The 10,590-nt window shown below is 69.5% G+C and carries 15 protein-coding genes; 8 read left to right on the forward strand and 7 right to left on the reverse strand.

Features of this window, described 5'->3' with window-relative positions; translation table 11 throughout:
• From ACFOWZ_RS21410 to ACFOWZ_RS21420, 3 genes are all read left to right on the forward strand, one after another.
• Window positions 1-953, forward strand: a 953-nt coding sequence (locus tag ACFOWZ_RS21410; protein ID WP_382375135.1) for an HNH endonuclease signature motif containing protein, incomplete at its 5' end; no start/stop codon positions are given.
• 670 nt (window positions 954-1,623) lie between these two features.
• The gene (locus tag ACFOWZ_RS21415) at window positions 1,624-2,220 is read left to right on the forward strand and encodes a hypothetical protein (protein WP_382375137.1); all 597 of its coding nucleotides are present in this window, start codon (window positions 1,624-1,626) and stop codon (window positions 2,218-2,220) included.
• A gap of 43 nt (window positions 2,221-2,263) precedes the next feature.
• On the forward strand, window positions 2,264-2,620 hold the full coding sequence (locus tag ACFOWZ_RS21420; protein WP_382375139.1) for a VOC family protein: 357 nt from the start codon (window positions 2,264-2,266) through the stop codon (window positions 2,618-2,620).
• Here the strand turns inward: ACFOWZ_RS21420 and ACFOWZ_RS21425 are convergent.
• The 3 genes from ACFOWZ_RS21425 to ACFOWZ_RS21435 form a co-directional block, all read right to left on the reverse strand.
• A complete protein-coding gene (locus ACFOWZ_RS21425; RefSeq protein ID WP_382375141.1) occupies window positions 2,617-2,997 on the reverse strand; it encodes a class I SAM-dependent methyltransferase in 381 nt (126 codons plus the stop codon). The genes ACFOWZ_RS21420 and ACFOWZ_RS21425 overlap by 4 nt on opposite strands.
• A gap of 70 nt (window positions 2,998-3,067) precedes the next feature.
• Entirely contained in the window at window positions 3,068-3,475 is a 408-nt protein-coding gene (locus ACFOWZ_RS21430) for a VOC family protein (protein ID WP_382375143.1), read from the reverse strand.
• A 67-nt stretch (window positions 3,476-3,542) separates the two neighbouring features.
• Complete coding sequence (locus ACFOWZ_RS21435) at window positions 3,543-4,688, reverse strand: acyl-CoA dehydrogenase family protein (RefSeq protein WP_382375145.1); 1,146 nt, start codon at window positions 4,686-4,688, stop codon at window positions 3,543-3,545.
• Window positions 4,689-4,783: 95 nt separating this feature from the next.
• Between ACFOWZ_RS21435 and ACFOWZ_RS21440 the strand changes: the two genes are divergently transcribed.
• The 3 genes from ACFOWZ_RS21440 to ACFOWZ_RS21450 all read left to right on the forward strand — a co-directional run bounded on the left by ACFOWZ_RS21440 (window position 4,784) and on the right by ACFOWZ_RS21450 (window position 6,374).
• Window positions 4,784-5,443: a winged helix-turn-helix transcriptional regulator gene (locus tag ACFOWZ_RS21440; RefSeq protein WP_382375147.1), complete on the forward strand. Its 660-nt coding sequence runs from the start codon at window positions 4,784-4,786 to the stop codon at window positions 5,441-5,443.
• 107 nt (window positions 5,444-5,550) lie between these two features.
• Window positions 5,551-5,985: a hypothetical protein gene (locus ACFOWZ_RS21445; protein WP_382375149.1), complete on the forward strand. Its 435-nt coding sequence runs from the start codon at window positions 5,551-5,553 to the stop codon at window positions 5,983-5,985.
• Between the two features lie 143 nt (window positions 5,986-6,128).
• Complete coding sequence (locus tag ACFOWZ_RS21450) at window positions 6,129-6,374, forward strand: hypothetical protein (protein ID WP_382375151.1); 246 nt, start codon at window positions 6,129-6,131, stop codon at window positions 6,372-6,374.
• Here ACFOWZ_RS21450 and ACFOWZ_RS21455 read toward each other — a convergent pair.
• Window positions 6,332-6,709, reverse strand: coding sequence for a PH domain-containing protein (locus ACFOWZ_RS21455; RefSeq protein WP_030473407.1), 378 nt, complete (start codon window positions 6,707-6,709; stop codon window positions 6,332-6,334). The genes ACFOWZ_RS21450 and ACFOWZ_RS21455 overlap by 43 nt on opposite strands.
• A gap of 116 nt (window positions 6,710-6,825) precedes the next feature.
• Between ACFOWZ_RS21455 and ACFOWZ_RS21460 the strand changes: the two genes are divergently transcribed.
• A complete protein-coding gene (locus ACFOWZ_RS21460; RefSeq protein ID WP_382375153.1) occupies window positions 6,826-7,320 on the forward strand; it encodes an SgcJ/EcaC family oxidoreductase in 495 nt (164 codons plus the stop codon).
• Here the strand turns inward: ACFOWZ_RS21460 and ACFOWZ_RS21465 are convergent.
• The 3 genes from ACFOWZ_RS21465 to ACFOWZ_RS21475 are packed head-to-tail and all read right to left on the reverse strand — an operon-like array spanning window position 7,301 to window position 9,524.
• Entirely contained in the window at window positions 7,301-8,548 is a 1,248-nt protein-coding gene (locus ACFOWZ_RS21465; RefSeq protein WP_382375155.1) for a sensor histidine kinase, read from the reverse strand. The genes ACFOWZ_RS21460 and ACFOWZ_RS21465 overlap by 20 nt on opposite strands.
• A complete protein-coding gene (locus ACFOWZ_RS21470) occupies window positions 8,545-9,201 on the reverse strand; it encodes a response regulator transcription factor (protein ID WP_382375158.1) in 657 nt (218 codons plus the stop codon). The genes ACFOWZ_RS21465 and ACFOWZ_RS21470 overlap by 4 nt, the downstream gene beginning before the upstream one ends.
• Before the next feature lie 38 nt (window positions 9,202-9,239).
• Window positions 9,240-9,524 (reverse strand): DUF6886 family protein, encoded by a 285-nt coding sequence (locus ACFOWZ_RS21475; protein ID WP_382375160.1) that lies wholly within the window; start codon window positions 9,522-9,524, stop codon window positions 9,240-9,242.
• Between the two features lie 18 nt (window positions 9,525-9,542).
• On the opposite strand from ACFOWZ_RS21475, the gene ACFOWZ_RS21480 reads away from it, so the two are divergent.
• Window positions 9,543-10,565, forward strand: a complete 1,023-nt coding sequence (locus tag ACFOWZ_RS21480) for a hypothetical protein (protein WP_382375162.1) — start codon at window positions 9,543-9,545, stop codon at window positions 10,563-10,565.
• Window positions 10,566-10,590: the final 25 nt, after the last annotated feature.

The following is a 10,590-nucleotide window of genomic DNA, read 5'->3' on the forward strand; positions in this document are numbered from 1 at the left end:
CGACCGGTAGTGAACTGGCTCCGGTGCTTCCGCTGACGGCGGAGGCGGTGGCCGAGGGCGCGTTGTCGGTCGAGCACGTCGCGGCCGTCGCCGCGGTGATGAAGACCGTGCCCGCCGAACACGAGGCGACCGTGGTGGGCTACGCCCGCACCTTCGAGCCCCGCACCGTGCGCACCCTGGGCGGGAAACTCGCCTACTCCCTCTACCAGGATGACCCCGAGCCCCGCGAGCCCGACCCGACGCCGCCGCCTGCGAATGAGCATTCGTTGCAGTGGAAGAACGGGCGGCTGGAGATCCGGGCGAAGCTGGACAAGGTCACCGGCGCCAAGTACGAGGCGCTGCTCGATCCCTTGGCCAAGCCGCGTCCGGACACCGGGGAGGGCCCGGACCCGCGCACCCGCTCGCAGCGCGAAGGCGACGCCCTGGCCGAGTTGATCGACCTGATGCTGCGCGCCGACCAACTCCCCGAGCACGGCGGTGAGCCGGTCACGATGACGGTGACGATGCGCTATGAGGACCTGGTCAAGCAGGTGGGCGAGGCGATGCTGGACACCGGCGAGCACCTCCCCGCCGATCAGCTCCGCCGGGTGGCCTGCGACGCGGGCATCATCCCCGCCGTACTGGGCGGCGAGGGCCAGCCACTGGACATCGGCCGCAAGACTCGTACCTTCCCGGCCCGGATCCGCCGGGCCCTGGTCCTCAGGGATCGTGGCTGCGCCTTCCCGGGCTGTGACAGACCGCCCCGGCACTGCGACGGCCACCACGTCCGCCACTGGGCCGACGGCGGGGACACCTCGGTCGACAACGCGGTGCTGCTGTGCCGCTCGCACCACACGCTGATCCACCAGAGCAAGTGGGAAGTCAAGATGACCAACGGCATCCCGACCTTCTACCCTCCGGCCTGGCTCGATCCCCAGCGAAGGCCCAGGCGCAACCTGATCAACACCGCCTGACCACGGCCAGGCGGTGCCGATGAAGGCCGCCCCGGCCACGGCCAGGCACTCTCGCCAACGCCGAGAACCAACGGCGGCATGGGGCGGCCGTTGCCCCCCTGCCTCGTGGTACTACAGCCGCGTAGAGACAATTCCGCGAGGCGATTCCCGCGAGGCTAATCCGGCGAGGGCAATCCCCTGAGATCAATCCTGCGGAGCTAGTCCCGCAGAGGTAATCCCGCATGGGCGTCCCGTGTGGTCACGTCCAGTGCACTCAATCTCGCGGAGCCGAAGCCAAGCACCCAACAACCGCGATGGCGAAGCCGAGCCGGACAGGGCAATACGTCATCGGGCAAGCGGTAATGAGGTGAGCCGACCAACAAAGGCGACCACGCACGCTTGCTATTGGGGCTTGACTTTGGGTGCGAGGTGCTACGCTGGTTGGATCGGCCGGGCGCTTCTATGCCCGGCTTTTTAAGGCCGATGAGCGCCTCGCAAGGGCCCCGAAGTCAAGCCCCAATCGCAATCGTCGCGAAGCGGCGATGACGCAACCAAAGCTCGTCATACAACCCGCGCAACCACCAACACAAGGCGACCACACAGCAAAAGGTGACCACCCCGCTGGAACCCGCGCCGAACCACCTCAAGCCGACCCGCGAACCCCACGCTGGTCGCCGCCGTCGAGGACACGGTGACCCCGGCGGCGGTGGCGGTCCTCGACCGGATCAACGACATCGGCAAGCGGACCGGGCGACGGCGCCTGATCGGGGTAACGCGGCGGCGGCGCGGTCGATGTAGGGATGTGCGCATCCCCCTCCTCGCCGCCGCCGCGTTCCTGCTCGCCGCCTGCACCTCCACGCCGGACGCCGCCCCGACGCAGACGCCGACGACCCCGACGACCGTCGAGCAGCCTGCGGGCAACGGTCCGAACTGCGCCAACGCCAACTCGTCCGTCGTGGGCAAGGCGCTCGGGCTGCGGTTGCAGGGCCAGCAGCAGACCGTCGAGAAGTCCGTCACCACCTGCAGGTACGTGGGCTCGGGCATGCCGGTCGAGGTGCGGTTCACGACGAACGCGACGGCCGCGTCGTTCGCCAAGGGCAAGCCGGAGAACGCCAAGGCGATCGAGGGCTTTCAGGACGAGGCCTACGAGACCGCGGCCGGCGGGTCGGAGACGACCCAGCACACGGTCGCCGCGCGCAAGGGCAAGACCCAGATCGAGGTCATCTCGCCGGCCGGGGTGGAGCCGTCGAAGAAGCTGATCGAAGACCTGCTCAAGCGGATCCAGTGATCCAGGACAGTCGCTGTCCGCATGCGGTGTCACGATCCCGCGCATGATCGGACGATGGCACGGCCTGGTGATCGACTGCCCTGATCCGCGGTCCCTCGCGGACTTCTACGCGACGCTGCTCGGCATGGTGCGGGTCCAGGACGACCCGAACTTCGTCGTCATCGGCGACGCCCCGGACCGTCCTGGCGTGGCGTTCGCACGGGTCGAGGGCCGGCAACCACCGCGGTGGCCGCAGGAATCCGCGCGCATGCACCTCGACGTGCGGGTCGACGACCTCGCGGCGGCGGGCGAGCAGGTGCTGGCGTTGGGAGCGCGGCGACTCGAAGGCGGTGGCGAGCGGTTCCACGTCTACGCGGATCCCGCCGGCCACCCGTTCTGCCTGGTGAGCTGGTCACACTAGACCGGCACGTCGAAGAACGACAGCACGCGTGCGCCCGGTGCCAGCCACGGGCGCAACAACGCGTGCGCCCGGTCGGGTTCGCGGTGGAACAGTCCCACCCGCACCGCGAAGACCAGATCGAACCTGCGGTCGCCGAGGTTCATGTCCTCCAGCGACGCGATGAGGAACTCGGCCTTGCCGGTGGCGACGTACGGGGCGTTGCGGCGGGTCGCGGCCTCGACCATCTTCGTCGAGCGGTCGATCGCGGTGAGCGTGCCGGTGGACAGCAGCTGGCACACCATCGTGGCGGCCACGCCCTGCCCGCAGCCGATCTCCAGCACCCGTTCGTCCGGGCGGATCGCGAGTTGGTCGACCACGCCGCGCAGACGCTCGCTCATGGTCCACATGATGCGACAACGCGGCGGGCGGGGCCACCACGGAGACCCCGGCCCCCACGATCTCGGCGCGTCAGCCCAGTCCGCCCAGGTTGACCATCCAGCTGATGCCGAACTTGTCGGTGAGGTCGCCGTACTCGTCGCCCCACATCTGCTTCTCCAGCGGCGTACCGACCTTGCCGCCCTCGGCGAGCTTGGCGAAGTACTCCTTCAGCACCTCTTCGTCACCGGACAGGGAGACCGTGATCGTGTCGCCCGGGTTGTAGGGCATGCCGGGCGGCGTGTCGGAGGCCATCAGGGTGTAGCCGGCCTCGGTCTCCAGCTGGGCGTGCATGATCTGGTCGGCCTGCGGGGAGTCCTGCATGCCGAACTCGCCGAAGGTGTTCATCTTCAGCTCGCCGCCGAAGACCGACTGGTAGAACTCCATCGCCTGACGCGCGGTGCCGTCGAAGCGCAGGTACGGGTTGAGGCGAGTGGCCACCGGAATCGCTCCTTCGAAGTAGCGGGCCGCAATCCTCGCAAAGCCTTGGCAGGCCTACAACTTGAAGCTATTCCGTCACTCCCGGGTCACCCTGCGCCACCTTGCCCGCGTACACGAGTGTGGCTTCCGGCGTGAGCGGGTGGAACGTTCCGGCGCGCACGTCGCGGTAGGCGCGTTCCAGCGGTGAGCGCTTGAAGAACGACCGTCCACCCAGGACCTCCATCGCGATGTTCACGACCTCGACCGCCTCGACGACGGCCTGGCGCTTCGCGAGCATCACCGTGGTGACCGCCTCGGCGCCCGCCGTGTAGTCCTCGCCGAGCTCGTCGATCGATCCCATCAGCGACCACCACGCGGTGCGCAGCTTGTAGTCCATCAACCCGATCTGCCGCACGGCGTTCTTCGACGTCGACCGCACGGCCACGTCCCGCGCACCGGCCGCGATGCCGAAGTACGTCGCCCCGCACACCGGCGCGAAGTGGACGACCGCCGCGAACAGGGGTGCGCCGAACTCCCCGTACGGCCGGCGTGCCGCGATCTTCTCGGCAGGGATGAACACGTCCTCCAGCACGACGTCGTGGCTCGCCGTGCCGCGCATGCCGAGCGTGTCCCACGTTTCCTCGATGCGCACGCCGTCGGCGTTCAACGGTGCGCTGAAGTGCAGCACCTCCTCGCCCAGCACGGCCGACGTGGCCACGACGTTCGCCCGCGGCGACTGGCTGCAGAACGTCTTGCGCCCCGACACCAGGAACCCGCCGTCCACCGGCGTCGCGGTCGTCGTCGGCCACAGCCAGTCCGACCCGCCGCTGGTGGCGATGACCAGGCCTTCCGCGGCCACGCGCCGCAGCACGCCCTCCGCGTCCGGCGCGCCCTTGCGGCGCCGGTAGCCCTGCATCAGCGTCAGGTACAGGTGCATGGTGACGGCCAGCGCGGTCGCGCCGTCGTGCCGGGCGAGCTCGGCCTGCGCGTAGCAGACCTGGCGCATCGTGGCGCCGAGACCGCCCAGCTCCTCGGGTACGGCCAACGCCAGGTAGCCCTCCTCGCGCATGGCCTCGTAGGCCTCGCTCACGAACGTGGCGTCTCGGTCGTGCTCGGGGGCGTGGGCCGCGGCGATCGCGCCGATGCGGGCGGCCAGGTCCACGAACTTGGCGTCGTCGTCTCTGGTGACGGTCGGGAACGTGCTGGTCACTCGGGGTGTTTCAAGAGTTGTCATGCGATGAACGTAAGAACGCGCAAGCCCCGCAGGTAGTTCTGAAAGTGAACCGGACGGCGGTAACGAAACGCCCGCACGGACGGAAACTGTCCCATGTGAGGACGTATGCGCAGTACTGCCCGATCGTCCGCGCCGTCGAGGTGCTGGGCGACCGGTGGACGTTGCTGATCGTGCGGGACATGCTCGTCGGTGCCTCGCGCTTCAACGAGATCTCCCGCGGCCTGCCCGGACTCTCGCGCGCCCTGCTGTCCCGGCGGCTGCGGCAGCTCGCCGCAGCCGGGCTCGTCCAGCGCACCGGTGACGGCTACACCCTGACGCCGGCGGGGCAGGCCTTGCGCCCGTTGGTGTTCGGCCTCGCCGACTGGGGCGCCCGGTACGCGTTCGGCGACCCGCGCGCGGACGAGCTCGACCCCGAGGTCCTCATGTGGTGGATGCACGGCCGCATCGACACCGGCAGCCTGAGCCGCCGCGCGAACATCGAGTTCCGCATCAACGACCGGCGCCGCACGTTCTGGCTCGTCCTCGAGCCCGGTGACGCCTCGATCTGCTACACCGACCCCGGGCTGGAGGTCGACGCGGTGCTGGCATCCGACATCGCCACGCTGTACCGGATGTGGGAGGGGGAGTTCGAGCTGCTCGACGCCGTGCGCGCGGGCACGATCGAGCTGACCGGCCCGCGCTGGGTGGTGCGCGGACTGCCGGACTGGCTCAAGCTCAGCCCGGTCGCGGAGTACGTCCGCGCGGCGCGCGCCTGACCAGCGCGAACAAGTTTTTCAAGATTTTTCCGGGCGTTGTGTCGATCCGGTGCGGTGGCCGTTCGACGCATCAGTGGAAGGACACGAGAGCCCAGGAGGAACACGACATGACCGCCACCGCCACCGCCGCCCCCGCCGCCCGCAAGATCGCCGTCGGCCGCTACGCCACGATCGTGACCCGCGTTCTCGTCGGCCTGCTCTTCGCCACGACCGGCCTGAACGGGTTCCTGAACTTCATGCCCGCGCCGGACCCGAGCACGCTGGCGCCCGCGGGTGTCGCGTTCAGCGCCGCGCTCTACGCCACCGGCTACATGCTGCAGCTGGCGTCCGGTGTCCAGCTCCTCGCCGGTGTCCTGCTGGTCGCCGGCCGGTTCGTGCCGCTGGCGCTCGCGTTGCTGGCCCCGATGGTCGTGAACATCCTGCTGTTCCACGTCTTCCTGGAGCCGTCGGGCATCGGCATCGCGGTCGTGGTGGTCGCCGCCGAGATCGGGCTGGCGTGGGCCTACCGCGACCGGTTCCGCCCGATGCTGCAGGTTCGCTAGACCCCGCAAGCGAAATCCCCCGCAGGCCACGTGCCTGTGGGGGATTTTTCGTTGCGCAGCCCAGATTTTCGCGCTCGGACGTCGAAACCGCGGGTGCTGCTTCGACGTATCTGTGAGAGCGAAATCGTTGGAAGGGAACGGAAATGTCCACCACCCGCTGCGCCACCGTCATCATGCGAGTGCTGGTCCGCAGCAGGGTCGCGCCCGCCGTCCTGACCGTGCTGAACGTCCTGCTGGACACCAGCACCGTCGTGACCGCGTTGCTCCTCGGGCTGGCCGAGATCGTCGTCGTGCTGGCCTCGCAGCCCCGGCTCACCGCCACGCACGCGCCGGTCGTCGTCGACGACTACCGCGCCACGAACGCCGCCAGCAGCGCCTGCACCTCGTAGACGTCGACGCCCTTGCCGAACTGCTTGGAGATCGGCACGTCGCTGCTCGAGACCCAGATCTTCAGTTCCGCGTCCAGGTCGAAGTGACCGGCCGTCTCCACCGAGAACTGGGTGATCGCCTTGTACGGCACCGAGTGGTATTCGACCTTCTTGCCCGTCATGCCCTGTTTGTCGACCAGGATCAACCGCCGGTCGGTGAACAGGAACGAGTCGCGCACCAACTGGTACGCCGCGTGGATCTGTTCCCCCTGCGCCAAAAGCCGTCCGAACTCACTCGCGGCCGCCCTCGGGTCGAGTTTCGACGCGTTCCCCATCATTCCGCTGAGAAGTCCCATACGTCCACATTTACCAGGCTTTCCGAAAGCTTGTCCGAACGCTGGAGATCACCTGTCCGAACGCTTCCTCGCCTAACCCGAAAGTGGAGGTCAACAGCCACACGAACGGATGGGTGATGACATTGCGTAAGAGCATCCTGGGAGCTGCCGGTCTGGCAGGAGTTGCCGCTCTCGTTGTCGGTTGCTCCAGCGCCCCAGCGCAGACCGCCCCCAAGACCGACGAGAAGCCGGCCGCCGACCAGATCCAGGCGTTGTTCGCCGACTGGAACGCGGCCCTCGCGACGGGTGACCCCGAGAAGGTTGCCGACCGTTACGCTCCGAACGCGGTCCTGCTGCCCACGGTGTCGAACCAGGTGCGGTCCACCCGCGCCGAGATCGTCGACTACTTCGTGAAGTTCCTGAAGAGCAAGCCGAGCGGCACCATCCTCGACTCGCACGTCGCCGTCCTCAACGCCGACGACGCGATCGACGCGGGCACGTACCGGTTCGCGCTCACCCAGGACGGCAAGGCGACCACCGTGGACGCCCGCTACACGTTCGTCTACGAGAAGATCGACGGGAAGTGGCTCATCGTGAACCACCACTCGTCGGCTATGCCGGAGAAAGCCTGATCCGCACGCACAGCCCGCCACCCGACGCGGCGGCCAGGCCGACCGAACCGCCGTCGTCGGTGACGAGTTGCTTCACGATCGCGAGGCCCAGGCCGGACCCGCCCTTGCCGGTCAGGCCCTGACCGCGCCAGAACCGGTCGAACGCCCGCGCGCGGTCCGCGTCGGGCAGGCCGGGCCCGGAGTCGATGACCTCCAGCAGGCCGGGCCGGGTGGTGCGGACCAGGATCGTGCCGCCGTCGGGGGACACCTCGAGCGCGTTGGACAGCACGTTGTCCAGCACCTGCTCGAGGTGCCCCGGCGTCGCGAGCACGCGGATGTCGAAACCCTCGCTGACCAGCGAGATCGAGCGTTCGTCGGCGGCGGCGCGCCAGGCGGTGAACCGCTCGGCGACGACGTCGAGCACCTGCACCGGCTCGGGGTGGGCGACGTTCGCCTCGGCCCGCGCCAGCGCGAGCAGCCCGTTGACCAGGCGCGACATCCGCACGACCTCGGCCGTCGCCATCTCGACGTCCTCACGCACGTGGGGGTCGTCGACGCCGTCGGCCACGTTGTCGAGAGAGAGCCGCAACGCGGTCAGCGGCGTGCGCAGCTGGTGCGAGGCGTCGCCGATGAACGCCCGCTGCGAGCCGACCAGCGTGCCGATCGTCTCGGTCGCGGTGTTCAGCGTCCGCGCGAGCGTGCGGGTCTCCGGCGGCCCGGTCTCCTCGGCCCGCGCGGTCAGGTCGCCGTCGCGCAGCCGGCCCGCCATCGCGTTCAGCTCGCGCAACGGCCGGGTGACCCTCCGCGCGAGCCACAGCCCGAGGAACGCCGCCACGACCAGCACCCCGACCGCCAGCGCGGCGCGGAACCCCCAGATGTACCAGAGCCGGTCGATGATCGGGTCGTCCGGATAGGACAGCCGGATCGCGCCGACGATCGTGCCGTCCGGCCGCGCGGCCTGCACGGTGAGCTTCAGGCCCTCGGAGTCCCAGACCTTGCCGGGCGGCACCTCGGGCCCGAGCACGTCGATCTTGCCGGGCGTCTGCCGTTCGTAGGCGTCGACGAGCGCGCTCAACGACCGGGTGTCACCGGAGGCGAGCAGCAGCGCGGCGGTGTCGGCCTCGCGGCGCGCGGTGTTCTCGGCGTCGCCGTAGAGCTGGTTGTTCAGCGTGAACGCCACCGGCACGGTGAACGCCGCGATCGCCACCGCGACCAGCAGCACGTAGCTCCAGACGAGTTGGCGGATCACGTGAGCACCAGCCGGAATCCCACGCCCCGCACGGTCTCCAGGGACGCCGCGTCACCGAGCTTGCGGCGCAGCACCCCCACGTGCACGTCCAGCGTCTTGGTGGGACCGAACCAGTTCTCGTCCCACACGGCCTCCATGATCTGCTCGCGGGTGAACACCGCACCCGGCTCCTCGGCCAGGAACGAGAGCAGGTCGAACTCCTTCGGCGTCAGCTCCAGCTCGGCACCGTCGAGGTGCACGCGCCGCCCGCGCCGGTCGATGCGCACCCGCCCGTGCTCCTGCGCCGGTTCGGACCTGGCCGGCTGCACGCGCCGCAGCACCGCGCGCATCCGGGCGACGACCTCCCGCACGCCGAACGGCTTGGTGACGTAGTCGTCGGCGCCGATCTCCAGCCCGACCACCCGGTCGACCTCGTCGGACCGCGCGCTGATCACGATGATCGGCACGTCACCGCGGGCCCGCAGCTCGCGGCAGACGTCCAGGCCGTCCATGTCGGGCAGCCCGAGGTCGACCAGCACGATCGCGGCCTCTTCGTCGTCGGCGAGCGCCTCCGCGCCCGTGCGCACCCACCGGACCTCGAACCCGTAACGGGACAGCCCGCGCGTGAGCGATTCCGCGATCGGCTCGTCGTCCTCCACCAGCAGCACCCGCATAGCGGCTGATCATTCCAGTCACCGAGGTCGAGCGTTCCTCAGCCTGATGCCGCTCCACTCGAGAGTGCTGCCGGTGACCGCGTCCCAGAACGGCCACAGGGTCGGCCGATGATCCGGTCGCGGTCCACGTCGGACGAGCCGGAGATCGTCCACGCCATCACCCGCGGGCACTGCCGGGGGAACCAGTAGTCGGGGGAGCGGCTCGCGTCCACCGCCCACACGTACTCGCCGGGCTGTTGCGCGGTCGCGGCGAGGTGCGGGACGAAACGGGTGATCGAAGGATCTTCGGAGAAGTGCAGAACCTGACCGGGTTCGGGGCGCATGTGGTCATACTTTCCCGCATGCGGAGGCTGACGCTCGCGGTTCTGCTGGTCCTCACCGGTTGCGCGCCGACCGGCGGGGGCGACTCGCTCGGCTTCGCCGCGGTCGACCTCTCGGCGACTCCGGAAACGCTCGCCACCCACGGCAACCAGCTCCTGGTCGGCACCCGCCCGGCCGATCACCCGGAACTGGTCGTGCGCGGCGAGAACGGCGCGCTCGTCAACTCCAAGCTGATCCCGACCACCCCGTACGGCAAGGAAGCGCACTGGTACGGGATCACCTCCGACGGCACCACGATCACCGGTGTCGGTGGCGAACGCGGCGGCGCGCACGGCAACGTCCGGTGGAGCGCCTGGACCGGCGACACCCGCCAGATCACCGAGAAGCCGCAGGGTTTCAGCACGTTCGGCGGCTACGGCGCGGGCGAGCTGATCGGCCCGGTCCGCACGAAGCAGGGGCCGTTGATCATCGGTACCTGGCAGAGCGACAAGGCGGGCCTCGACATCGCGGTGTGGACCTACGCCGCGGAGACGTGGAGCCGCCAGCCGTCCCTCGGCACCGTCCTGGAGAGTTCGCAGGAGCTCCTGCGCTTCCCGCTCGCGGTCACGCCGAACGGTGACGGTGCGCTCGTCGTCGGCTGGCAGATCGCGAAGGGCGCGGTCAGCGCGGCCGTCTGGCAGTTCGACGGCAAGAGCTGGACCACCGCCACCCTCCCGGACGGCGACGCCGCGCTGGCCGCCCGCTGCTGGGACGGCACCTGCCACGTCGTCGGCCGCAGCAAGGGGAAGCTCGCCTGGTGGTCGGGCCCGGAGTGGAAGAAGCTGACCACTCCGGACGTCCCGGTCGGCGACGACGCGAAGCTCGCCGCACCTGTGCCCGTCAACGGGGTTCCGACGCTCTTCGTCGACCACAACGGCGTCAAGGCGGTGTCCGAGAAGGAAGAGCGTCCGGCGAACGGTCTCAAGGGAGAGGTCGTTGCGGCGGAGGCGGTCGGGGGAGAGGTGTTCGTGATCGTCGGCGGACGGTTGTGGCGCGCCGCCTAGCCCCTCACCTGGCCGAGCCCGTCGT

This window comes from Lentzea rhizosphaerae (assembly GCF_042649515.1).
GTDB lineage: Bacteria > Actinomycetota > Actinomycetes > Mycobacteriales > Pseudonocardiaceae > Lentzea > Lentzea aerocolonigenes.

Coding starts and splice junctions, on each gene's coding strand:
- ACFOWZ_RS21420 (WP_382375139.1), top strand. CDS start 2,264: ATGATCGGACGATGGCACGGCCTGGTGATCGACTGCCCTGATCCGCGG.
- ACFOWZ_RS21425 (WP_382375141.1), bottom strand. CDS start 2,997: ATGAGCGAGCGTCTGCGCGGCGTGGTCGACCAACTCGCGATCCGCCCG.
- ACFOWZ_RS21435 (WP_382375145.1), bottom strand. CDS start 4,688: ATGACAACTCTTGAAACACCCCGAGTGACCAGCACGTTCCCGACCGTC.
- ACFOWZ_RS21445 (WP_382375149.1), top strand. CDS start 5,551: ATGACCGCCACCGCCACCGCCGCCCCCGCCGCCCGCAAGATCGCCGTC.
- ACFOWZ_RS21450 (WP_382375151.1), top strand. CDS start 6,129: ATGTCCACCACCCGCTGCGCCACCGTCATCATGCGAGTGCTGGTCCGC.
- ACFOWZ_RS21455 (WP_030473407.1), bottom strand. CDS start 6,709: ATGGGACTTCTCAGCGGAATGATGGGGAACGCGTCGAAACTCGACCCG.
- ACFOWZ_RS21460 (WP_382375153.1), top strand. CDS start 6,826: ATGACATTGCGTAAGAGCATCCTGGGAGCTGCCGGTCTGGCAGGAGTT.
- ACFOWZ_RS21470 (WP_382375158.1), bottom strand. CDS start 9,201: ATGCGGGTGCTGCTGGTGGAGGACGACGAGCCGATCGCGGAATCGCTC.
- ACFOWZ_RS21475 (WP_382375160.1), bottom strand. CDS start 9,524: ATGCGCCCCGAACCCGGTCAGGTTCTGCACTTCTCCGAAGATCCTTCG.
- ACFOWZ_RS21480 (WP_382375162.1), top strand. CDS start 9,543: ATGCGGAGGCTGACGCTCGCGGTTCTGCTGGTCCTCACCGGTTGCGCG.